This window comes from Solemya velum gill symbiont (genome assembly GCF_002020255.1).
In the GTDB taxonomy this organism is placed as follows: domain Bacteria; phylum Pseudomonadota; class Gammaproteobacteria; order Chromatiales; family Chromatiaceae.
In genome coordinates, this window is sequence record NZ_MPQG01000010.1 from 31,509 (window position 1) to 54,332 (window position 22,824).

Below are 22,824 nucleotides of genomic sequence, written 5' to 3' on the forward strand. Positions count from 1 at the left end.
TGGGAATTGCCGAAGAGACAATAGCGAGATAATTCGACTTGTTATGTTGATCTGTATGCGTAAATAAATTTTCCATACAGGTGAGATTGGCACAATTGCCGGAAGAACAGGAAGAGTCTATTCCACATGTGTGCTGCTTCTGACAACAATCTCCCTGCTCCACGCTTGGTTGATCACTAGCTGAGTGATGCATGGCGTGCATTGTGCCATCTGACATCTCCATGTTCATTTCTGCACAATGCGCGTTGCTTGCAGCAGTCAATAACACGGGATAAAGCCCGACCAGAATGGCCAGGATGATGGGTAGACTCTTAGTCGTTAACCTGTTCATGTGCCTATCAGGATAGCAGGGAGAGAATTGGCGTCAAGCTGACTGAACATAATTTCTGGCAGCTACTGGTGAAATCTGTATTGCCTTGTCCCTTTCTGTCAGGTTTTAGTCAACAAAATAGCGCCCGTGGTTATCATTGCGCAACCGGCTGTTTTATTCATTCTGCTCTGCGCAGTTTCACTTTTGAAAAGCAGTCTCGCACGAGATGCTGTGAAGGCATAGAAGAGCATCACCGAACCGAGCATAAAAGAGACAACCAATGCAACAATAGCCACATCAATAGTCGCAAGTGTACCCAGGTTAACGAAGGTGGGCAGAAAGCCCAGGTAGAAGAGAATCACTTTCGGGTTACCGAGCGTTATCGACAAGCCGCCAAGGAAGCTCTGTTTACCGGATTGATAATTTGCTTCGGTGATATCTGTCAACGATATACGGGCATGCCACAACCTGACACCCAGCCAGATCAAATAGGCTGCACCCAGGTATTTAATCACTGTGAATAGTGCGTTGAATGTTTCTGCAATAGCCGCAAGACCATAAATCGCAAACAGAAGAAAAACCAGGTCACCGACAACAATACCCATGATGACGGGCAACGTGTGTCTGAATCCCGAGGCAAGCGCTTTGGAGACTGTTGCAAATACTCCCGGTCCAGGCGTGATGGCTAATAGAAACATGGCGAGCGCCAGCCCCAATGTGCTGATGATTGTCATAGAGCCTCTGGCCTGATGCTAAAAACTATTTATGGGAACACTTCCACTATTACAGGTTACCGGATCAGATATGTTTTTTCATAAATGCATTCATGATAGTGGCAAGATTCACCGGGGCCTCCTGCATTGGATAATGTCCTGCATTTGCAATGAATTCCAGTTCTGAATTCGGTAGCCACGCAAGATAGGTTGCCTCCATCGCCTCTTTCGTAAAGGCTTGGTCATGTTCACCAAGGCAAACCAGGGTTGGCGTTTCCAAACCGACCACCTCGTCAGAAAAGCTCTCCTTAACCCACGCATTCAGGTAGCCCGTGAAAGCAGGCACAGTCGTAGTATTGCGAGAACGTTCAACCATGTAATTCAACCATGCTGAAGAGTTTCTGTTACCGGTTGTGAAATCAAGGATGTTATAACGGTTCTCATCGCTCTCAATCGCACCTTCGAACATTGGCCATGTCTGCTCGTCAAGTTGTGCGCCACAAGCTGGCACAGGGTCTATTCCAACAGCGCTTTTCACCCTCTCACGATCATCAATATCGAGCATCACCCGCTGCATTGCCATGCCTCCCATTGAGTGACCAACCAGGTGGAAGCTGTCGCAGTAGAGTGAATCGATGAGTTCGATGGTATCACTGGCAATTTCACTCGTCGTATAACTGCCGTCGATATCGGCTGATTTACCATAGCCCCGGTAGTCAATAAAAACATAGGTGAATGTCTCTTTGTCGAGCGCCGGAAATGTTGGCTCCCAGACTGAGTAGTCTCCAAACCAGCCGTGAAGTACAAAAACTGTTTCAGGGCCCGAACCGATAATAGTGTGACCAATAGCCATAATTGAGTTCTCCTCTGAATAACCGGCTTCCCCGGCCGGTCTCTTTTCTTAGTTGTTATCGCGGGTGTAGCTAAGAGCGTGGATGACGCTTCCACAAATTCTTGATACAAGTATAGAACATTAACCTGATAGTATATTTTTCACCGGTCTGACTATATTATCGGCTAATGATTACCTGATATTGATCTAAAGCCCATGATTCGTTGCATCTCCATTCTCCTGGCTGCCCTCTTGCTTCTCTCCTGCAGCAATACAACGCCCTATCCTGCCCTGCAGATGTCAACCTATGAGGGCGAAACAATTGAACTGGACAATGAGACACCTCTGACACTGCTCTTCTTTTTCTCGATGAGCAACCCTGTCTCGATTGGAGCGCTCTACAACCTGCATCAGCACGTCCTTGATGATGAGATCGATATTATTGCGATTGCAACGCAAGTTGACCGGCCACCGAATGTCGCGATTATTCAACGAAAACTACTGATACCGATCGTGATTGATAACGATGACCGCATCTCACCGACATTCGGGGGGATGCAATTAACGCCCGCAATCAAGCTGATCAAAATGGGGGAAATATTGCATTCACAGGATGAACCAATTGATTACGAAGCTCTCAATGAATTGATTGCAGACAACAAGTAACACCCTGTCGCTTCGCCCATAAAAAAAGCCCGCAGTTGCGGGCTTTTTTGTTACGCAAGTAACACCTATTACATGAAAATATCACTAGTGATATTGTTAAACCAGCTATAGGCATACTGTACTTCACGTGCACGGTCAGTCGCAGAGCTGTCCATTGGCGTCAGACCACCAGACCCCTTGATCTTGGCAACTTTACCGTCAACCAGGTTGTAAACCATTGCAACAGAGATCGCGTCATCCGGACCAACGATACTGTAACAAGTGTTAACCCAGCTTGGATCACCAGGCTGATTGCCGTTAAGCAGGTTAACAACTGCTGCTGCAGTGACCTTGGCTTCAGAACTTGCCGCGTAGCCAGATTTTGGCAGTGGCTTCTGAATTGCCGCATCACCGATAACGTGAATACCCTTATGGATAGTAGACTCAAAGGTTGCGTGATCAACAGGGCACCAGCCGCTGTCATTCGTCAGACCAGCAGTCTTGGCGATAGATCCAGCATGCTGTGCCGGAATGATGTTAACCACATCACCCTTCATGGTGTCGCCCTTTCCAGTAGTGATAGTACCGGCTTTTGCATCAACGCTTGCAACGCCACCTGTCTCTTCAACACTGTGCCACTCGATAATGCCCTTGTAGTGCCTGTCGAAGGCTTGCATGAAGAGCTTCATCTTGGAGAATTTCTTCTTCGCATCAAGGATCACTATCTTGGACTTTGGCTTGTTAGCCTTCAGATACATGCCAATCTGGCAAGCACGCTCGTATGGTCCAGGAGGACAACGGAACGGATTTGGCGGTGGTGCAATAATCACTGTACCACCATCCTTCATCGCGTGAACCTGGTCACGCAGGATCTGAGTCTGCTCACCGGCTTTCCACGCATGTGGCATCATCTGGGCTGCTTCTTCACTGTAGCCACCGATGGTGTCGTAACGCAGGGAGATACCTGGAGCTACGATACAACGGTCATAGTCAAAAGACTGGCCGCCAGCGGTCATGACTTTCTTCGCACCAGCATCGATGCCTGACACCATGTCATGTACGATGTTGATACCGTGACCTTTCAGGCCATCATAGCCAAAACGGATGCTTTCCATGGTGCGGTGACCACTGAGCACCTCGTTACTGAGGTAACAGGTGTGATAGTGCTTGTTTGGTTCAATGATAGTGACATCAATTGAGCTGTCACCACGCTTGATATATTTTGCTGCTGTTGCACCGGCAGTACCACCACCAATAACAACAACCTTCTTTGTACCTGAAGCGATGGAGAAAACTGGTGCTCCTACAGCAGAAACTGCAGCTGTACCACCTACAACCTTGACAAAGTTACGACGTGTAAATTTCTTCATTATCAGATACCCCCTTATTTCTGGCTTGCAAAGAAGTGAAGAGTTGCTTCGATTTGCGCATCATCGAGCTTCTTGACTTTTTTAGCCATTTTCTTTGGCATTTCACGTGCGCCACTCTTGAAGTCTTCCATTGAGTATTGCAGGTATGGGAGCCACTGACCGGCAAGAATGCCAGAATCGTCATCTGCAAGTGCACCTTTCTCGTCATGACACTTTTCACAGCTGTCCTCATAGACTTTGGCACCGGCTGCTACTTTGTCCGCATCAGTTTTCTGATCGGCGGATGGAATATCCTGTGCTGCAAAAACTTCACCCATGGCAGCATACTGCTCTTCTGTATAACCTTTTGCGATACGGCCCATGATCGTACTGGCGCGCTCACCACTCTTGAACTGATTCATTGAATCAACCAGGTATACAGACGACATACCTGCGAGATGCGGTGCTGCTGGTCCGGTACTTACACCATCTGTACCATGACAGCCAGCACATGTGTCGGCCAGCATCTGGCCTGTTGGTTCGGCAGATACACTCGCCGCCCCAAGCACCAACCCCGTGCTCAATGTAATTGAGATAATTCTTTTTAAAGACATATGATTCCTCTCCTGTTTTTTCTTTTCAGGTGTGTTGGCTTATTTAAGGCCGCTCTCCCAGACTGGATATCCGGGAAAGACTCCATTCTCCGTATTATTATTTATCGCCACAGCCTTTGCTGACCGCGACATTATTATGCATTGCCTCATGACTTTAAGGGTTTAAAACTGTAGCGTCAAAACCATTTTAAATATTAGTATTTTAGAATGAAGTTACTTAATTCTACTTCATCTCATCACAAGAACCGATTCAGTCGTCGACTCTCTGCAAACGTAACGCATTGACTACCACGACCAGTGAGCTCAGCGACATTCCAATTGCTGCACCCCACGGCGGTATCAGCCCGACAGCAGCAAAAGGAACCGCAATAAAATTGTATCCTGCTGCCCAGGCAAAATTCTGCATCAGGTTTGTATGAGTTCTTTTCGCAAGACGACGTGCCTTTACAAGCACCTCTGGCTCATCATTAAGCAAAAGGAAATCACTACTGTTATTCGCAAGATCAGTCGCATCGGCAAAAGAGAGAGAGACATCTGCAAGCGCAAGCGTCGGGGCATCATTAATGCCATCACCAAACATGGCGATTTGCCTGCCCTCCTTCTGACGGGATTGCACCCAGTCGAACTTCTCACGCGGAGAGAGATTGGCATGGAAGCTGGTAATGCCCAACTTGTTCGCAACCCGTTCAACATTCTGCTGTGAATCTCCACTGAGAATGACAAACTCTTCAACGCCAGTCTCTTTCAGGCCTGAGAGAAGTTCCTCAACCCCGGAACGCAAGGGATCATGGAAAGTGAAAATAGCAACCACACCACTGCCGGAAGCGAGAACAGAGACGAGATATCCCTGCTGGCGAAAGGACTCAACCCTCTCTCTTTGCTCAGCTGTCAGCGGTGTTGATTCTTCAATATATTCAGCCTTGCCAAGAAACCACTCTTCACCATTTATACGCGCTCTGGTGCCTGCGCCGGGCAGGTTAAACAACTCTCCGGTATCCGCTTTATCGTGAGGAAAAGCCCGTAACGCCTTTGCAACCGGGTGTTCAGAATCTGCCGAGAGCAGCGATGCGCGGCCCATGGCATCATCCCGCTCGACACCCGCATAAGTAACAATCTCGGCCAGTTCCGGCTTGCCGTGTGTCAATGTGCCAGTCTTGTCGAAAACAAAAAGTTTGCTCTTTGCCAGTGCATCCAATGCTTTCATGCGTAACGGCAGCATACCCAGTCCAACAAATTTCCCGGCACTGACCGAGAGTGACATTGGAGTCGCCAGTGCGAGCGCGCATGGGCAGGTAACAATCAGTACAGCAACAGTTGTTGCCAGCCATTGATCTGGCTGGTGCATGAACCAGTAAGTGGCCGTAGTCGCTGCAAGCACAAGAATCACGGCAACGAACCAGGTTGCAATCCTGTCCGCCAACTCGGCATATCCGGGGCGCTGCGCAAGCCCCCTGTCGATCAGCTTGCGGATTTCACTCACGGCAGATGCCTGCACAGTGTGTGTCACCCGCATGTCGATGGATTGCTCTCCATTAACAGAACCGGCAAGCAGTGCATCTCCAACCTCATGCAGAACAGGCAAAGACTCACCCGTGAGCAGTGATTCATCGAAACTGCTCTCACCCCTGACGACTTCACCATCGACCTGTACCGTTTCACCCGGAAGCAGGTGCACCAGGTCTCCGACCTGCAAATCCTCAACTGCTACGCGATGCCTTTCGCCACTGGAATCGATCCTTGAAGCTGTTCTGGGTGTCACCCTTGCCAACTCTTCCAATCTGCCTGCGGCCTTCAACTTACCCTTGAGCTCAAGTCTGCGCGCGAGCAGCAGGAAGAAGACAAACATTGCGATCGAATCCAGGTAAACCTCACCCTGGCTGGTGATGGTCGCATTGAGGCTGCCGAACCAGGCGAACAGAAGCCCCAGCACAACCGGGACGTCCATTCCAAGGCGCCGGTTTTTAATATCGCTCCAGACGCCGGCAAAGAATTCCTGACCTGAATAGATCAGAATACATGCAGTCAGGAACAGCCCGGTCCAACGCCCGAGGACAACCCACATAGGTAGAGATGCACCCGGCTCTGCCGGCAACAAGTAAGTGGCGAACGAAAACTGCATCACCAGCATACCGATAACACCTGCAAAAATAAGGCGCTCGGTACTGCGCCGGTTACGTACTTTCTGCAGTTGCTTTGATCGCGTTGCATCATATGGATGTGCGATATAGCCAATACTGGTAATCGCTGTGAGTATCTCACTGAGGCGAATCTTTTGCGGATCCCACTTCACGCGCGCACGCTGTGTCACATCATCGATATGAACATCCATGACACCATCAAGACTGCGTAAATGTCGTTCATTCAGCCACAAGCAAGCTGGACACCTGATATTCTCCAGCAGCAGTGACGCCTCACGCCACGCACCTTCCTCGAGAACAAAATTCTTCTGTATCTCGGGGCGGTCATATAGATCAGACTGCTTGAGAAAATCAGGAACAATATCAATATCGGCTGTTGCGGAATGCGTGGTTCGGTGTTTGTAATAATCCTCGAGTCCGGCACCAACAATTGCGCTGCAAACAGCCTCGCACCCATGGCAGCAGAAATGCCTCTCGACATCCAGAACATCCAGGTTGATTGGGTCATCGAAATCAGGAACAGGCAACCCGCAGTGAAAACAGGTCTCCTCTACCTCGGAAGGTGGTTTGATGTCAGCTCCGCCCATGTGAGTATTGTATGATAGAAGAATCAGGCGGAGTAACGAAAACCCCGATCATTCACATGATCGGGGTTTTGAGTCAGTTACTCGGGGTCAGGCAGTGCGTAATAGTCTGCCAGTGCCTCGATCTCTTCTTCTGTCAGCGCCTTGCTAACGTAGCGCATACGTGAGTAGACATCGTTCTCTCGATCATCTTCCTTGAATGCTGTCATAGCCGTAACCAGGTATTCCTTGTACTGGTTATTGATACGCGGGTGGTCAAACTGACCACCGTTACCACGGCTACCGTGGCAGGCAGCACATGCTTTCAGCAAACGCTCCGGATCGCCGTTAACAACCAGCTTGCGCACATCCTCCGACATCTGCTTGCCTTCCGTGCCGTTGCCTGCTTCTTGCATGCCGAACCAGACAGCCAGGTCTGCCAGCTGCTGATCGTCCATCTCCTTGACCTTCTTGTACATGTCACGGTCATCACGCTTCTTGTCCCTGAAATCGATCAACTGCTTGAAGGCGTATGAAGGCATCAGGCCTGCGATATTGTTGTCCTCACCGTCATCAGAGACACCATTGTCACCATGACACTTTGAACACTTCTCCTTCTTTGCAAGCGCTTCGCCCCGTGCAGGGTCTGCGTTCATAAGAAATTTCAGTGTGGGAACGTCATATGCAACATTCGAGGAAGGCTCGGCCGACACTATAGATGCAGACAGAACCATTGCTATTACTGTAGTAATTCTAATCATCATCGTTAAATGCTCCATGGTACTGCGCCGAAGGTTTCCATCAGGAAGAATTGTGCAATCGGATAGCCATAGCTGGCGACCAGGTAGACAATGATCAGTCCAACCCAGAAACCAAAGCTGTTCATCAGGTGCGGCATACGCGCAATAGAATGAACCGGCTCTGCATATTCCACTTCAGGTACTGCTACTGCAACCTGGTTACCATGCGTCCTGTAAAGGTTGTAGACCAGCATCAAGGCAGATATCAAGAGGATCACACCACCGACGATCATTGCCATTTCAGGTATGATCCACTTCTCGACAAGCTCCGCATCGTAGGGAGTTGAAGATATCCGGCGTGGTTGACCATCGAGACCCAACTGGTGCCACGGCAGTGTCAGGACCAGCATACCGATAAACCAGAGCCACAATTGTTTCAAAGCCATACCGTTGGAGTGCAGCTCTTTTCCTGTCATCTTCGGCCACAGGTAATATGCGATAGCGAAGTACATGATGACAGTCGTACCACCAAAGATCAGGTGGAAGTGCCCGGTGACCCACTGGGTGTTATGTATCATGACATTCATTGAGTAACTTGCATTGATAACGCCACCGAAGCCACCGAATGTCAGCATCAGCATGGCAAGACCGGTTGCCAGCACCATCGGGTTATTCCACGGCAGTTTTCCTATCCATCCAAACAGTCCCTTGCCACCACGCAGACGTCCTGCGATCTCCATCGATGCGATGATGGTAAATCCAGTAATCAGGGTTGGTACTGCAACCAGCATGGTTCCCGTCATGTGCAGAAATTTCCAGCCTGCTGCCTGGAACGGGTCCATGTAGAGATGATGGAAACCGATAGGTACCGAGATCACCAGCAGCATGATAAATGCCAGGCGCCCCATCTGATCACTCAGGAGCTTGCCACCAGCCTGCTTCGGCATCAGCGTGTAGAAAGCAATGTATGCCGGAAACAACCAGAAGTAGACGATTGCATGCAGTGTCCAGGAAAACAGCGTACGTGCCAGACCGACATCGATCAGTCCGAGAGACCATGGAAGTAACTGGAACAGCACTTCAGCTGCAACACCCAGGCTGGTAAAAAGCCACATGATTGCATTGGCAGTCGTACCATACATGGCAAGAGGAATCGTCTCGCCAGGATTGGCTTTCTTCCACTTCATGGTCGACATGATCATCTCGAGGCACCATACCCAGGACCCAACAACCAGCAGTACTGCACCAATATAGAATGTAGGGTGGGCTACCAGTGGTGGATAGAAGGTAAAGAGTACAAATGCATTGCCTGTCAGCAATGGCGCGGCGGCCATCAGTACACCGATGACTGCGAGATAGAAACCGAACCAGGCCAGCGGCTTGTTCCATAAAGGCTGCTTGAGGCTGGTGGTTGCCGTGTAATAGCCATACCCCATGATCAGGAAGGTCGTCAGGACAAAACCCATCAACACACCGTGGGTTGAGACAGAGCCGAAATAGAGTTCCGGTGATTTAAGTGCAGGAACCAGGTCAATGCGTTCAACGACCTGGTAAACGCCAAGCAGGACAGCGGCTGCAAATGCAATGAAGCCTACCCACATGTTCGCTAATGCCAGGCCGGGAGCTTTGTAATCATTCATTATTTTGCTCCTCCAGCTGATTTATCAACCACGGTCAGACGTGACCACATACTGTCATGGCCCAGACCGCAATACTCGTTACAAAGAAAAGAATACTTGCCAGCTGTAGGAAAACTGGTCGTAAATTCGGATACGTAACCGGGAACGATCATTGTAGCCGCGTTGGTGTATGGAGCATGAACCCCGTGCAGGACATCTGCACTCGCCATGCGGAATTTCACCGGGGTGTCAGTCGGCACCTCGATTTCCGGCGGAAAGAATCCGTAGCGGGCTGCAACCATGGTCACAGTCAGACTACCGTCCTCGTTCTGTTTCACGCCCAGGTTATCTTCGGCAAACTCTTCAGTAAGATGCAAACGCGTTGAATCTATCGTTTCCACGTTACTGGGAGGATGAATATTACTGGAGAGCGCATAGAGGCCAAGAACAAAACCGACAAGCACCGCGAGAAAAAGTGACATCCACACCCAGCGTCGCTCGAGCGGATCTTCACATAAAGTTTTTAATGGATCTTGCATCATTCTCTCCTCAGCTCACCGGGCCATGCATCAGGAACCGACCGAAAAACATCATGGCCCATCCAAAAGCCATAATCAGCGCAAATACAAGGAGAAGTGCATAGGTTCCTTTTGGAGAACCATGCAGGATCTTCTCTTCTTCCTCAGGAGTAAGTTGACTCATTCTTCTCACCTCAAACAAAACAAGTGGACAGGTGTACCGTCTACATAAAGCAGGCAGTCCTGGAAAATGGGTTATATATTGGGTAAATCTTTGCTTGCTTCCTCAGCATCCTCAATTATTGTTGTTATTGATTTTCATTTCTGTTTGAGAAAGTATTCCAGACATATCTTTTCACTGCAAGTGGTACCACAACGAGAGATTTTTTTCAGGACAATTATTTGGACGGTAGCGCTTTTATCGGCAAGATATATTTGATCTTCCTGATTTTGAAGTAGAATTATTGATCAATATCAATTTTCTTGCAGCCCCACTGAACTAGTATTAATTTGCGTTTTTTCAATTCGCCCATAAGAAAGTTTCGAGGAGTGTACTAAAATGAAAAAATTAATAAGTGTCGCTCTTTTCGGTCTTGCTTTTCTGTTTGCCAATAGCTCCATGGCATCAGTTAAAGAAGCTCCTAAAGAGATGTCTGCAGAGACAAAAGAGTGTGTCAAGTGTCACCAGAAAAATAACCCGGGAATCGTTCAGCAGTGGGGTCGCAGTAAACACTACGGCGCCAACGTAGGCTGTTATGAATGCCACCAGGCCGATAAAGGTGACGTGGATGCATACGTCCATGATGACAAGAAAGTAAAGAAAAACATTTCTATCATCGTTTCACCGAAAGACTGTGCAAACTGCCACGAAAAGGCAGCACACGAAATGACCACCTCGCGCCATGCGAAGGCCGGTCACATCATCGATTCGCTTGATAACCTGCTCGCTGAAGTAGTTGAAGGCAATCGTGGCATGGTCACCCCGGGTTTCCCCAATGGTAACTCTGCTGCGGCAGTCAATGGTTGCTGGCAGTGCCACGGTTCAAAAGTTGTCGTCCTGGAAGACGGTGCGCTTGATCCGGCTACATGGCCTAACACAGGCATCGGTCGTATCAACCCCGATGGTTCAGAAGGCACCTGTAGCGCGTGTCACTCTCGCCACCAGTTCTCTACAGAACAGGCACGTAAACCAGATAACTGCGGCAAGTGTCACCTCGGCCCGGATCATCCTCAGAAGGAGATCTACGAGGAGTCCAAGCACGGTATCGCTTTTAAAGCTTATGAAGACGAGATGAACCTGGATAGCGCCAAGTGGGTCGTCGGTGTTGATTACACTGCTGCTCCTACCTGTGCAACCTGTCACATGGGCGCAACCCGCAAACAGGAATCCACGCATAACGTCGGTGAGTGTATCAGTTGGACCAACCGTCCACCTATCTCGGTTCGTCCAGAAGTCATGGATGCCAAGATGGGTCTTGAGTCGCAAAACCTGAAATGGGATGAGCGTCGCAAGAACATGCAGGATGTCTGTTCAGCATGTCATACAGAAGAGTATGTTAATAATTTCTACATTCAGTACGACAGCCTCATTGAACTCTACAATGAGAAGTATGCAAAGCCTGGTAAAGCGCTCTATGGTGCAGCCAAGCCTCTGCTGAAGCCTGCCAAGTTCTCCAACAAGCTGGATTGGATCTGGTTCGAGCTGTGGCATCATGAAGGCCGCCGTGCTCGTATGGCAGCATCAATGATGGCGCCTGACTATACGCACTGGCATGGTACCTACCACCTTGCTCTACACTTCTATACCAAGATGGTTCCTGAGGTCGAGAAATTGATCAAGGAAGGCAAGGCGTCCAAAGACAAGGCCAAGAAGAAAGCTGCAAAGGCACTTCAGGCCAAGCTGGATGAAGTATTGAACTCAGAAAACCACAAGTGGTATCTGAATAAAAAATAATCAACGAGGAGTAATTTTCCCGGGCAATCTGGCGATTGCCCGGGTTTTTTTTCACTCCATACCACACCCACAGGTGGAAAAATGAAGAAAACCGTTTTATTAACGACTATCACATCCCTGTTGTTGCTTCTTGCATCTGCCTCCCTGGCATCTGAGGATGCTTCCAAATTGATAGCAGAAGGGAACAGGCTCTGGTCTGAAAACAAGGTTGAGGATGCAGAAGTCAGTTTCAAAAAAGCTATCGAAGCGGATCCTGACTCCCCCGAGGCTTACGGCAGGCTTGGTGCACTACTGATGGTTCAGAATCGTGGAGATGATGCCATCGCTGCATACCAGGAGGCGATCACCAGGGATTCGGAAAATGCAAAATACTTTGCTGCCCTCAGTATTGCTTACCTGCACAAGGGATATCATGCGATGGCAAAGGAGATGGTCGAACGCGCAATCGAACTTGACCCAAACATGAAAAACGCGAAAGACATCACAAAATATATCGATGCCAAAATGGAACGGATGGCAGAAGCATCTTCAGCACAAGAACATAAGAATGGAAATGACCCACATGCAAACGTGGTTCCTGCGCCCGCAGGAGAGAAGTAGACAAGCCGGGAAGTTCTTTCACTGAAAACTAAAAAGCCCTGCGCATGCGCAGGGCTTTTTTTATGCCTTTAGATGACTATCACTCAAATGAAACCATCTGCTTCATATCAGGCATGACCTGCCTCATAGCCATGGCAACATCCCCACCAATCATATTTCCGACTGTTTCAAGATTCATCATTGAAACGTAGGTTTTACCATCTGCTTTCTGATAGATGGCAAAGGTACAGGGCATCATGGTTGCGAGGTATTTATTCTCGTCCTTTTTAAGCAGGTTCGCAGCAACGTCTACCTGGCACATCTTGATTGCCACGACAGGTCCCACATCAATCTTGACAATTTTTTTGAAGTTTTTCTGGAAATTGGCTTCCCACTTGGACGGTACCTTCCAGCCCAGAGATTTTGCTTTGGCCTTCATGTGGTCAATTGTTTCCTGAAAACCCAGCGGGCTCTCGATCTCTGTTACCAGCAAATTTTTTGCCTGTGTTTTAATAACAAACAGGGTTCCAGTTACGCCAATGGCAAGCGCAACAATAAAAGCAACAAACGCACCACCTTTCTGATTTTTCATAAAATATCTCCAACCGAAGAATTGAGTTAATTCTTAATTATATTGATAAAAACAGGGTATTAAAGCCAGTGTAGGACATGGCAATATTGATGTCAAAGAGCCTTTAACATGGAAGTTTATGCATTTTTCAATGCGATAACAGCCGGATGTAACTGACTAGCGCTTCAACATCATTCCTGCTCAATATACCACGCCAGGCAGGCATGAATTTACCCTGCCCCTGCAGAATACTGCTAATGAGTTCACGATTATCCATGCGGTTTATCTCATTAGGATTGGTAAAGTCCATTGGCTCTATACCCATCAGTCGAGTCATGATGCCATCGCCCTCCCCCTCTTCACCATGGCATACGTAACAATACTTCTGGTAGAGCTGCATGCCGACCTCAGGATCGCCCATCAAATCATGTTTGGCGCGGCTCAGAAAGCGTAAATATGCAATCAACGCCTTAACCTGAGATTCATCGAAAACCTCTTTCCATTCCGGCATGGCTTCATTCAGCAGGTTATGGCGATCACGACCTGTAATGGTCTGGCGACCTTCACCAGTAATGATCTTGGTCAGAATTGTTTCGCTTCTGGAGCGTACAGTCGTTGTCAGGTCTGCAGGACTGATCTCCATTACCTTCGCAAGTGGACCTTCGCCTTTACCATCAACTCCATGGCACAACTGGCAATAGGAAACATACAGGCGCTGACCCTCGTATGCCGCAGGGGGATTGGCCATGACATCAGGAAGATTCAGAGCCACAACAACAAGCAACACAATAGACTGGATAAGGCTTTTCATAATTTTCACCTGTAACTGCTGCCAGATTCCCTGGTGGAATCCGGGCAATATGACTAACGACAAGGACGTATCTGTATATTATAGTGACTTATCACAATAGCACCTGACGGGGAGATGCATGCGCGAACGATCAGCCATCACGATGAAAAACCAATCGGCATCATCTAACCACGGAGAACCGGTAACATCATGCAAGTTCTGACTCTCTTTGCAGCATTGATTATTGCCTTCCTCTCTTCCCGGGCTGGCGCTGTTGATCTTGAGAATGGCGAAGAGATCAATGAAGTCTGCGCAGCATGTCATGGAGAATATGGCCAGGGTGGGAAAAATGGCGAATACCCACGAATAGCCGGGCAGCCTGCCGGTTACACGTATAAACAGCTAAAACGCTTCCAGGATCGCTCTCGACCGAATATGCCCATGGTCGAGCATGTCGACAAGCGCGAGCTGCCAGACTCGGATATAGAGGATATCTCTGTTTATCTGAGCAAGATCGTATTACCGACAAAACTGCCACCTGTTGATGAAACCGCTCCCGACTTCGATGCTTACCAGCGCCTGCTTCAAACCAAGAGACTTATGCAGATTGCCCGTGCAGAAGGAGATATCGAAAAAGGCAAGGTGCTTTACAAAAAGGAGTGCCGTTCCTGCCATGGCAAGGAGGGTGTCGGCAAACCAAAAGATAATGTTCCCATGCTTGCCGGTCAATACACCAACTACCTGTGGAGACAGGTTGATAAATACCTGGACGGAACCCTGATTCACGATGAAGATGAACCCGACAGTGAACTGCTGGCCGAATTTTCACGTGAGGATATCAGGGATATCTTTGCCTACCTCTCAATCGCTGATGACTGACACCTATCTGAATGCCACATTTTTCAATCTGCCAGCCATTCCCGGAATTTCCGGATACCCAAGCATTAATACAGAAATACATTATTCTACTGGCTCATCAATCAATTACTCCACGAACCAAACACAAAACAGGAATAAATATCGGGTGACAGAGATAGCATGGGAATCACTAATTGAGTAAACTGGATACAGTATTATCAGGAGGCGACATTTAATGCCGCACAGATCTTCACGATCAAAAGTCTTTTCGTTACGAATGTTTCTACCTGTCGTAGCCATCGTTCTGATTGCTGCATTCGTTATCAAAATGGGGCACGACTCTACCACGAGAGTCTCCAGCAATGCTTCAAAACTGATCGAAACTCAAATCCCCAAACTGCGTGCAACTGATGACATCAGGCACGAAATGAATGCTCGCCTGATTAATCTCTACACCTATTACGCAACGCTTGAACCATCGGCCATAACAGGCAACACCCAGCTTGAGGATGGCTTCCATACCAACCTGCAGGAACTGGAGTCTCTTGGTTTTCCTGATTTTGAGGCCAAAGCATTAATATCCGCTTCAGGGGAATTTCAATCACACCAGGATGCTTTCCACGCAGAGATATCCCTTGGTGCCGAACGTGACTGGGACCAATTACGCGTTCACCTCGCCAACGCCCAGGAAAGTGCACAAAAGTCCGATCGGATACTATCCGAGTGGAGCAGAAATATTCGTAACATGGCTGGTGAGGGCGCGACTACCACGCTGGATGATCTAAGCCGGTTGAATCAATTAGCTATCACCTTCAGTCTTGTCGTAATTGCGATTGCAACCTTTTTCATGATCATGCTGTATGCGCGCTTCAGGGACCAGGATGAGATCTACTGGCGTGCCTATCATGATCACCTCACCGGACTCCCCAATCGCAGAAACCTGGAAGAGAAGCTTTATGACGATCTGCTCAAGGATGGTAATAGTAAAAAAACCATACTCCTTATCGGACTCGATCGTCTGGCATTGATCACGAGCACCTTTGGCCACCTGATGGCAGACCAGCTCGCGGTATCTGTGACAACATGGTTAGAGGAGAAACTGGAAAAGGAAGGTGCTCCGGATGACTCTCTCTACGAGTTCGCCCCCGGTGTCTGGCTTCTCCTGCTTGATGAGAACCAGCAAACAGGCAAGGCAAATAACCTGGCGTATGCACTTCTGGATATCGCCACGACACCGATGTTATTCGGAGTCCATCAGCTAAATGTCACATGCAGCATCGGTATCTCCTGCTGCCCTGATGACGACAATACAGTCAGCGGCCTGCTGAGAAAAGCAGACACGGCCTTACGTGAAGCACTCCAGTCAGGAGGCAATGACGTCGTCTGTTATCAACCACGCATGAATACCGAGACTGAAATGTGGCTCTCTACCGAGGCGGGCCTGCGACACTCTCTTGAAAACAACGTGGAACTTGAGCTCTATTTCCAGCCAAAAATCGAGGTGGCAACAGGCAAGATTCATTGCGCAGAAGCACTGCTTCGGTGGCATCACGATGATGAGATGGTCTCCCCCGGGGTGTTTATCCCTGTCGCTGAAGCATGCGGCTTGATCGTCCCCGTGGGCGAATGGGTCATGAATCACGCCTGCAAGCAGATCAGGGAGTGGCTGGATGAAGGCATGACGATACCTGTAGCAGTCAATATCTCCGCACAGCACTTCCAATTGAGCAACTTTTCAGAGCATGTCCAATACGCTCTTGAAAAATATAATGTGCCAGCAGAAATGCTTGAGCTGGAGATCACCGAGGAGGCATCCACCGCGCACCCTGATCAACTCGTCATGAGTATGCTGGCACTGAAATCGATAGGTGTTACATTGACCATCGATGACTTTGGCACAGGTTACTCTTCGCTCTCCTACCTGAAACAGCTCCCTATCGATGCAATCAAGATTGACCGGGCATTTGTCAGCAACATGGATGAAGCCAACCGTGACAAGGCGATTGTGCAGATGATCATGCAGCTTGCACAGGAACTTGGATTCAAGGTCGTCGCCGAGGGAGTTGAAACAGAGAAACAGAAAGAGCTTCTGACCGACATGGGGTGTGACCTGCTGCAAGGCTTCCTGTTCAGCAGGCCGATACCGGCAAATGAGTATCAGAAGCTGATGCGTTCAGAGCCTTCCTGGAACATGAATACACCCAATTAATCCAGCCAAAAGAGATGAAAAACAGCGATTCACAAAAAAGCCAGGGCAATCCCTGGCTTTTTTAATTGTAGTATTGCTGTGAACAACCTGTACCAGGCAAGTAGTCTGGGACAGGTGCTGTTGTGCTTACTCAGCCAATGTCAAACCACTTGGCACTGAACGAGGCACGTCGCTGCGCAAGTCAATGTTGCCCTTGTCAGTCAGTGTGTGCAGGAAAGCAACTAGCTGGTCAACCTGCTTGTCACTCAGTGATACAGGCTCATAATCACTAGCCGCATCTGCAATTTTCTGCACCAATTCCGAACTATCCATGACAACACAGTCAATAGCATCAAGGTCAGCTCTTGAAGGCATGACCGGCTGGCTGTGACAGTCATAAGCCCACAGAGAAGCAACAGGATCAAGATGATGTCTGACCACTTCTTCCAGTGTGTCGTAAGCACCTGCATGCCCATATGGTGCCGTCAGTGCAACATTACGCAGGATTGGCGTACGGAAGGCGTACATATCATTCTGTACACCTGTTTCACCACCACGACCGAAATCCTCACGGCCAACACCATTACCATCAATATCACCTATCCCATGGCCCTTTCCGGGACCAATCTGTGGCATTGCAATAGCATGGAACTCCATATCAGAGAAGATTTCGCCGCTATGACATTCTGAACAACCCGCCTTGCCGAAGAAGAGCTTTTTACCTTTCTGCTCATCCTTACTGAATGCCTGGTAGTTACCCGCCTTGTAGGCATCCCACGGGCTATTATCAGCTCGCCATGCGTCAATTTCAAATGCAGCAATCGCATTTGCAGCATGCGCATAGGTGATGTCAGCTGCACTAATACCAAACACAGCGTTGAAACGAGCCTCATATTCAGGAATTGCCCGGAGACGATCTGCCAACAGTTCCCAAACTCCTCCGGGGCCTGCCAGGTTACCAACGCTAGTTGCATCAGCAACAGGATTCTCACCTGATTGTCCAGCCATCTCCGCACTACTTGTGACAGGGAACATCGCCTGGACAGCAACAATATTTTCGAGATTATTTGGCAAGTCACCACCTGCAGGGGACTTAAACCCACTTGGATAGGTTGGATCACCCTCTATACGACCATCATGGAAGATGCGTGTGACCTCGGTACTGCCGAGCATGAAGACTGGTGGCGCATTACGTGGTACGCGCTCATGAACTGCGTCAGCACCTGTACCAGTATCCCTAGTCACACCAAGACCTACACCACCTTCACCAATTGGCAGTGACAGACCATCGCCTGTATCAGCCAAGGCATGGTGGCAGGTTGCGCAGGATATGTTCTTATTTCCACTCAGGATTTTGTCATGGAAAAGCAGTTTTCCAAGTTCAACTTTTGCTATGTCTGGCGTACTGTTGTCGACAAATTCAACAGCTGTCGCCGTAAGCGGCAGCGCGAGAGCCAAAAAGGCCAGTTTTTTCATTGTGTTCCCCTTTGTATTATTACTTGGTAACCGTTTGATGCAACCCGTTACAAACAGTTATCTACAACTCGATAGTTCTATAATTTTTATTTTATTTGCAAGCATGTTAACAGGGCGTTGAACGCATTCTGGCACCATACAGGCACCTGTTAGGCCGGTGGCTTTGCGAACCCAGCTTTCGAACAGGCTGAACCTTGTGAAAAGAATTACAGACCAATTCACAATGCCCAATCAAGAATAAAGCAAGCTCAATACTTTCTCAAGAAAATTCAATAATGGTCACGCAACATACTGTATTTTATAAATTATATATGCGCCTATAAATTTGTTTCGCCAGTGCTATTTCGCCTGCCGATACGGTCCAGCTACCCAATCAATATGGACAATCTCTCTTTAGTCTGCATCAAGATTATCAATTGTTTTTATGAACGCCAAACCTCTCTATCAGTGTCTCCTCTTTGGCAAGAAGACCAGATAGAGGATGAAAAGATGAATAATATAATCAATTGGAACCACTCCCTGTTGGCAGCATCCATTCTGATGCTTGGTCAATCGTCGGTGGCACAAGAGACTGCACCTGCTTTTTTCGGTGGCCCGGACGATGTCTCTTATGCGGAGAAACTGTGGGATTCACTGGAAGAGAACCAACTCGTCGGCAGAGATGCCATCAATGTCTTCCCATTTGCTGGAAATCAGCCGCATGGTGCAATTCAGCAAGTCCTGGACAAAGAGATAGTGGTAGATGGAAAAGCATCCCGCGTCATCGTAAAACGTAATCACGGCGGTGCGAATATCTCCGTCAAATCGATATACAGTGACCCCGTCTCAAACCTGAAAGCTGTGACAGTCATGGTTAAACGTGAGGCAGGCTACGATAGCGACAACCTCGACTGGTTCTGGGCCAAATACACAGCTGCAGGCAACCTCGACAATAATCCCAAAGGCACATTACTCGCAGGACGTATTGGAAAAAATGCTTCTGCAGGGTGTATTGCCTGCCACAGGGCAATTGGCGGAGAAGACCTGGAAACACTGACAGAAAAATAACTCGCGGCGGCACCTGATGGTGCCCTGCCCCCCATTACATTTTATACCTGCCCCACGACAGTTTATATCTGGGGAAATACCATGGTTTTATGATTGACCTCAGCCTGCATCACGCAGTATCTTGTCAGCATTATCAAAGCAGGAAACTGCATGATTTATAACAATGACCACCTGGATTCATGGTGATCACAAGGAGGAGCAGTTATGAACACTACAAACAGAGTCCTGGAGAAACAGCTCCTCGATAGCGAAACCACCTATCTGAAGCCTGTCTATTCACTTCGTGACAACATCTCCCTGTCCGATCCCGCAACAGATGTCATGACAGACCTGACGAAGGCCTCGGCACAGACAGTCAACCCGTGCGCACTCCTCAAGGAAGCGACAGAACGCATGATCGCCAGTAATGTTCGCCTGCTGTTCGTTGTCAACCAGCATCACCATATTATGGGTATCATCACCAGCAGGGATGTCGAGGGTGAACGTGTCATGAACCACCTCTCCAACGCCGGAGGAAATCGCGACGAGATCATGGTTCGTGATCTCATGACACCTCAGTTCAAGGTCGAGGTCCTCAGCATGGAAGACGTACGCGGCGCCTCGGTTGGAGATATCATTGCCACCCTGAAACGCATGGGACGTCAGCACGCACTCGTTTCTGAAACCGATGAGAATGGCCGCCAGGTGATTCGCGGCGTCCTCTCCACGACCTCAATCGCTCGCCAGACGGGCATCGAAATCGATACCTCCGATGTTGCTGGCGGCAATATTGCCAACCTGCAGAGTGGTCGCAGCTAACCCATCCCCTGGACCATAAGAAAACAGCCCCAGATTTCGGGGGAAATTCACTAGGTACATACCGCCTGGTGCCCCCCCCCGAACACATCGATTTGCTCCAAATCGCTACCAACATTACACCTCCACTCCCACATTACGGCTACACAAGTGATTGATAAATGAGGCCTTCCAATCAAGGCTTGACAAACACTGCATCTTGAACCACATTTATAACTAACAAACACAACATGTTGTATTTATAATTATTTCTTCACGCAACATGTAGAGCTTGGTAAATTTCTTGTTTCATACCAGACCATTGCGTCGATAAGCAGTTGGCTGGTTAATTGACCACCTGGAAGCCTGAGTCAGAATGAAAAACCTCAATCTCAAATCCGAAGAGTTGACTACCACAGAAGTCCCTGCAGAAATCGCAATGCAGGATGCATCGGCAGATATCTGGAACTCCAAGTACCGCCTCAAGCAGAAAGATGGAACACCGGTAGACGCGGATATCGACGCCACATTCCGTCGCGTGGCATCTGCCCTGGCGGAGATTGAGACTGATAGTGAGAAACACGCCGAATATACTGAAAAATTTCTCTGGGCACTTAAAAATGGTGCTATCCCGGCTGGTCGTATTATCTCTAATGCCGGTTCAGCTGCACATCGCCCCTCAACTTCGACGATCAATTGCACCGTCTCAGACACTATCGGCGACTCAATGGGCGACATCCTCGACAAGGTGCATGATGCAGGCCTGACGCTGAAAGCAGGCTGCGGTATCGGCTACGAATTCTCAACCCTGCGACCACGTGGCGCCTACGTCAGCGGCGCCGGTGCACGTACCTCGGGCCCACTGTCGTTTATGGATATCTACGACAAGATGTGTTTCACAGTCTCTTCCGCCGGTGGCAGACGCGGCGCACAGATGGCGACCTTCGATATCGGTCACCCCGACGTGATGGATTTCATCCGTGCCAAGCGCGAGGATGGACGCCTGCGACAATTCAACCTGTCACTGCTGATTACCAGCGAATTTATGCAGGCCGTAATGCGCAATGAAGATTGGGAACTGGCATTCCCGCTGACCCGGGAAGAGGTCTCATCAGACAAAATTGATCTGCAAGACACCAGCCAGGTGGTGTGGCGCGAATGGCCAACCAGCGAGGGATATATCAGCAACGAAAGCGGCCTGGTGGCATGCAAGATCAGCAGGACTATCCGTGCTCGTCGACTTTGGGACGTTATCATGTCGAGCACCTACGACTATGCAGAGCCCGGCTTCATTCTCATCGACAAGGTCAATGAGATGAACAACAATTGGTTTTGTGAGACCGTGCGTGCAACCAATCCATGTGGTGAACAACCCCTTCCCCCTCATGGCGCATGCCTGCTCGGTTCAGTTAACCTGACGCGTTTTGTAGAGAATCCTTTCACCAATGAGGCCTTCTTTGACTGGGAGAAATTCAGGGAAGTCGTTTCCGTGTTTACCCGTATGCTCGACAATGTTGTCGAGATCAATGGCCTGCCGCTCGACAAGCAGGGCGACGAAATCAGGAACAAGCGCCGCCATGGCATGGGTTACCTGGGACTTGGCTCTGCCATGACCATGCTGCAAATGAAATATGGCGATAGTGACTCGCTCGAGTTTACCCGCCGCGTCACGCGTGAACTGGCGGTCACTGGCTGGCGTGCAGGTATCGACCTGGCAAAGGAGAAGGGTGCCGCGCCCATTATGGATGAGACCTTCCAGGTGACCGAGAAGATGCTGACCGAAAGGCCCGAGATGCGCCGTGACCACTGGAAGGCCGGTGATGAAATCAGCGGCAAGGTGCTGCATGCCCGTTACAGCCGCTATATGCAGAAACTGGCCGAGGTCGAGCCGCAACTGGTTGATGAGATCAGCAAACACGGCTGTCGCTTCACACACCACAGCTCAATTGCACCGACTGGCACCATCTCTTTGTCACTTGCCAACAATGCCAGTAATGGCATCGAGCCCAGTTTTGCCCATCACTATTCACGCAATATCATTCGTGAAGGGAAAAAGAGCAAGGAGAAGGTCGACGTCCTGAGTTATGAACTGCTGGCTTACCGTGAACATGTGAACCCGGATGCGATACCGGGCAGCAAAGATCCGAAACAGCAGCTTCCCGATTACTTCGTCAGTGCAGACGAAATCAGCCCCAGGCAGCATGTCGAAGTTCAGGCTGCTGCCCAGGAGTGGATCGATTCATCCATCTCGAAAACCATTAACGTTCCCACGGAGTATGACTACGAGGAGTTCAAGGATATCTACCTCTACGCCTACGAAAAGGGACTCAAGGGCTGCACAACGTTCCGCTTTAATCCGGAAGCCTTCCAGGGCGTTCTGGTCAAGGAACAGGACCTTGAAAACACCAGCTACACATTCACTCTCGATGACGGTACGAAAATTACCGCAAAAGGTAATGAAGAGATTGAATATGATGGAGAAATCCATACGGCTGCCAACCTTTTTGATGCCCTTAAAGAGGGCTACTACGGCAAGCTCTAGAGGC

General features: G+C 49.1%; 20 protein-coding genes. 8 read left to right on the forward strand and 12 right to left on the reverse strand.

The features are described 5' to 3' along the window. Nucleotides 1–429: 429 nt before the first annotated feature. Nucleotides 430–1,044, reverse strand: coding sequence for a LysE family translocator (locus BOW06_RS08105; protein ID WP_078454625.1), 615 nt, complete (start codon nt 1,042–1,044; stop codon nt 430–432). A 64-nt stretch (nt 1,045–1,108) separates the two neighbouring features. Continuing rightward, nucleotides 1,109–1,876: an alpha/beta fold hydrolase gene (locus tag BOW06_RS08110; protein ID WP_078454626.1), complete on the reverse strand. Its 768-nt coding sequence runs from the start codon at nt 1,874–1,876 to the stop codon at nt 1,109–1,111. Nucleotides 1,877–2,071: 195 nt separating this feature from the next. Here BOW06_RS08110 and BOW06_RS08115 point away from each other — a divergent pair, with 195 nt between their 5' ends. Continuing rightward, a complete protein-coding gene (locus BOW06_RS08115) occupies nt 2,072–2,521 on the forward strand; it encodes a hypothetical protein (protein ID WP_043117336.1) in 450 nt (149 codons plus the stop codon). Nucleotides 2,522–2,589: 68 nt separating this feature from the next. On the opposite strand, the gene BOW06_RS08120 is transcribed toward BOW06_RS08115, so the two are convergent. The 7 genes from BOW06_RS08120 to BOW06_RS13090 form a co-directional block, all read right to left on the reverse strand. Then, nucleotides 2,590–3,870 (reverse strand): NAD(P)/FAD-dependent oxidoreductase, encoded by a 1,281-nt coding sequence (locus BOW06_RS08120; protein WP_043117338.1) that lies wholly within the window; start codon nt 3,868–3,870, stop codon nt 2,590–2,592. Nucleotides 3,871–3,884: 14 nt separating this feature from the next. Next, nucleotides 3,885–4,463, reverse strand: a complete 579-nt coding sequence (locus tag BOW06_RS08125) for a c-type cytochrome (protein WP_078453096.1) — start codon at nt 4,461–4,463, stop codon at nt 3,885–3,887. A gap of 250 nt (nt 4,464–4,713) precedes the next feature. Continuing rightward, a complete protein-coding gene (locus BOW06_RS08130; protein ID WP_078454627.1) occupies nt 4,714–7,188 on the reverse strand; it encodes a heavy metal translocating P-type ATPase in 2,475 nt (824 codons plus the stop codon). A gap of 77 nt (nt 7,189–7,265) precedes the next feature. After that, nucleotides 7,266–7,820 carry a c-type cytochrome gene (locus BOW06_RS08135; RefSeq protein WP_162181101.1) on the reverse strand — a complete coding sequence of 185 codons (555 nt, stop codon included), beginning with the start codon at nt 7,818–7,820 and terminating at the stop codon, nt 7,266–7,268. 110 nt (nt 7,821–7,930) lie between these two features. Beyond that, nucleotides 7,931–9,544, reverse strand: coding sequence for a b(o/a)3-type cytochrome-c oxidase subunit 1 (locus BOW06_RS08140; protein ID WP_078454628.1), 1,614 nt, complete (start codon nt 9,542–9,544; stop codon nt 7,931–7,933). Continuing rightward, entirely contained in the window at nt 9,544–10,062 is a 519-nt protein-coding gene (locus BOW06_RS08145; RefSeq protein WP_043117341.1) for a cupredoxin domain-containing protein, read from the reverse strand. The genes BOW06_RS08140 and BOW06_RS08145 overlap by 1 nt, the downstream gene beginning before the upstream one ends. Nucleotides 10,063–10,072: 10 nt before the next feature. Beyond that, the gene (locus BOW06_RS13090) at nt 10,073–10,225 is read right to left on the reverse strand and encodes a hypothetical protein (protein WP_155276160.1); all 153 of its coding nucleotides are present in this window, start codon (nt 10,223–10,225) and stop codon (nt 10,073–10,075) included. A gap of 375 nt (nt 10,226–10,600) precedes the next feature. Between BOW06_RS13090 and BOW06_RS08150 the strand changes: the two genes are divergently transcribed. Beyond that, the gene (locus BOW06_RS08150) at nt 10,601–11,995 is read left to right on the forward strand and encodes a multiheme c-type cytochrome (RefSeq protein WP_078454629.1); all 1,395 of its coding nucleotides are present in this window, start codon (nt 10,601–10,603) and stop codon (nt 11,993–11,995) included. An 81-nt stretch (nt 11,996–12,076) separates the two neighbouring features. Continuing rightward, nucleotides 12,077–12,595 (forward strand): tetratricopeptide repeat protein, encoded by a 519-nt coding sequence (locus BOW06_RS08155; protein WP_078453101.1) that lies wholly within the window; start codon nt 12,077–12,079, stop codon nt 12,593–12,595. A 79-nt stretch (nt 12,596–12,674) separates the two neighbouring features. Here the strand turns inward: BOW06_RS08155 and BOW06_RS08160 are convergent, their stop codons facing one another. Together BOW06_RS08160 and BOW06_RS08165 are read right to left on the reverse strand one after the other, a co-directional pair. Further along, on the reverse strand, nt 12,675–13,166 hold the full coding sequence (locus tag BOW06_RS08160; RefSeq protein ID WP_052132201.1) for a DUF302 domain-containing protein: 492 nt from the start codon (nt 13,164–13,166) through the stop codon (nt 12,675–12,677). A 127-nt stretch (nt 13,167–13,293) separates the two neighbouring features. Then, entirely contained in the window at nt 13,294–13,956 is a 663-nt protein-coding gene (locus BOW06_RS08165) for a c-type cytochrome (RefSeq protein WP_043117344.1), read from the reverse strand. Between the two features lie 189 nt (nt 13,957–14,145). On the opposite strand from BOW06_RS08165, the gene BOW06_RS08170 reads away from it, so the two are divergent. Further along, nucleotides 14,146–14,814 carry a c-type cytochrome gene (locus BOW06_RS08170; protein WP_043117346.1) on the forward strand — a complete coding sequence of 223 codons (669 nt, stop codon included), beginning with the start codon at nt 14,146–14,148 and terminating at the stop codon, nt 14,812–14,814. A gap of 214 nt (nt 14,815–15,028) precedes the next feature. Next, nucleotides 15,029–17,002, forward strand: coding sequence for a putative bifunctional diguanylate cyclase/phosphodiesterase (locus BOW06_RS08175; RefSeq protein WP_078455140.1), 1,974 nt, complete (start codon nt 15,029–15,031; stop codon nt 17,000–17,002). Between the two features lie 126 nt (nt 17,003–17,128). On the opposite strand, the gene BOW06_RS08180 is transcribed toward BOW06_RS08175, so the two are convergent. Further along, complete coding sequence (locus BOW06_RS08180) at nt 17,129–18,457, reverse strand: cytochrome-c peroxidase (protein ID WP_043117347.1); 1,329 nt, start codon at nt 18,455–18,457, stop codon at nt 17,129–17,131. A gap of 489 nt (nt 18,458–18,946) precedes the next feature. On the opposite strand from BOW06_RS08180, the gene BOW06_RS08185 reads away from it, so the two are divergent. The 3 genes from BOW06_RS08185 (at nt 18,947) to BOW06_RS08195 (ending at nt 22,820) form a co-directional block, all read left to right on the forward strand. Then, on the forward strand, nt 18,947–19,504 hold the full coding sequence (locus tag BOW06_RS08185; RefSeq protein WP_052132203.1) for a hypothetical protein: 558 nt from the start codon (nt 18,947–18,949) through the stop codon (nt 19,502–19,504). Nucleotides 19,505–19,708: 204 nt separating this feature from the next. Beyond that, a complete protein-coding gene (locus BOW06_RS08190) occupies nt 19,709–20,302 on the forward strand; it encodes a CBS domain-containing protein (RefSeq protein WP_052132204.1) in 594 nt (197 codons plus the stop codon). Between the two features lie 352 nt (nt 20,303–20,654). Further along, nucleotides 20,655–22,820: an adenosylcobalamin-dependent ribonucleoside-diphosphate reductase gene (locus BOW06_RS08195; protein ID WP_043117348.1), complete on the forward strand. Its 2,166-nt coding sequence runs from the start codon at nt 20,655–20,657 to the stop codon at nt 22,818–22,820. Nucleotides 22,821–22,824: the final 4 nt, after the last annotated feature.

Excerpts from the sequence above, each read along its gene's own strand:
- BOW06_RS08195 (WP_043117348.1), top strand. The coding sequence starts at position 20,655 with ATGAAAAACCTCAATCTCAAATCCGAAGAGTTGACTACCACAGAAGTC.
- BOW06_RS08170 (WP_043117346.1), top strand. The coding sequence starts at position 14,146 with ATGCAAGTTCTGACTCTCTTTGCAGCATTGATTATTGCCTTCCTCTCT.
- BOW06_RS08105 (WP_078454625.1), bottom strand. The coding sequence starts at position 1,044 with ATGACAATCATCAGCACATTGGGGCTGGCGCTCGCCATGTTTCTATTA.
- BOW06_RS08155 (WP_078453101.1), top strand. The coding sequence starts at position 12,077 with ATGAAGAAAACCGTTTTATTAACGACTATCACATCCCTGTTGTTGCTT.
- BOW06_RS08185 (WP_052132203.1), top strand. The coding sequence starts at position 18,947 with ATGAATAATATAATCAATTGGAACCACTCCCTGTTGGCAGCATCCATT.
- BOW06_RS08110 (WP_078454626.1), bottom strand. The coding sequence starts at position 1,876 with ATGGCTATTGGTCACACTATTATCGGTTCGGGCCCTGAAACAGTTTTT.
- BOW06_RS08125 (WP_078453096.1), bottom strand. The coding sequence starts at position 4,463 with ATGTCTTTAAAAAGAATTATCTCAATTACATTGAGCACGGGGTTGGTG.
- BOW06_RS08160 (WP_052132201.1), bottom strand. The coding sequence starts at position 13,166 with ATGAAAAATCAGAAAGGTGGTGCGTTTGTTGCTTTTATTGTTGCGCTT.
- BOW06_RS08130 (WP_078454627.1), bottom strand. The coding sequence starts at position 7,188 with ATGGGCGGAGCTGACATCAAACCACCTTCCGAGGTAGAGGAGACCTGT.
- BOW06_RS08120 (WP_043117338.1), bottom strand. The coding sequence starts at position 3,870 with ATGAAGAAATTTACACGTCGTAACTTTGTCAAGGTTGTAGGTGGTACA.
- BOW06_RS08150 (WP_078454629.1), top strand. The coding sequence starts at position 10,601 with ATGAAAAAATTAATAAGTGTCGCTCTTTTCGGTCTTGCTTTTCTGTTT.
- BOW06_RS08135 (WP_162181101.1), bottom strand. The coding sequence starts at position 7,820 with ATGAACGCAGACCCTGCACGGGGCGAAGCGCTTGCAAAGAAGGAGAAG.
- BOW06_RS13090 (WP_155276160.1), bottom strand. The coding sequence starts at position 10,225 with ATGAGTCAACTTACTCCTGAGGAAGAAGAGAAGATCCTGCATGGTTCT.
- BOW06_RS08140 (WP_078454628.1), bottom strand. The coding sequence starts at position 9,544 with ATGAATGATTACAAAGCTCCCGGCCTGGCATTAGCGAACATGTGGGTA.
- BOW06_RS08175 (WP_078455140.1), top strand. The coding sequence starts at position 15,029 with ATGCCGCACAGATCTTCACGATCAAAAGTCTTTTCGTTACGAATGTTT.
- BOW06_RS08180 (WP_043117347.1), bottom strand. The coding sequence starts at position 18,457 with ATGAAAAAACTGGCCTTTTTGGCTCTCGCGCTGCCGCTTACGGCGACA.
- BOW06_RS08115 (WP_043117336.1), top strand. The coding sequence starts at position 2,072 with ATGATTCGTTGCATCTCCATTCTCCTGGCTGCCCTCTTGCTTCTCTCC.
- BOW06_RS08190 (WP_052132204.1), top strand. The coding sequence starts at position 19,709 with ATGAACACTACAAACAGAGTCCTGGAGAAACAGCTCCTCGATAGCGAA.
- BOW06_RS08165 (WP_043117344.1), bottom strand. The coding sequence starts at position 13,956 with ATGAAAAGCCTTATCCAGTCTATTGTGTTGCTTGTTGTTGTGGCTCTG.
- BOW06_RS08145 (WP_043117341.1), bottom strand. The coding sequence starts at position 10,062 with ATGCAAGATCCATTAAAAACTTTATGTGAAGATCCGCTCGAGCGACGC.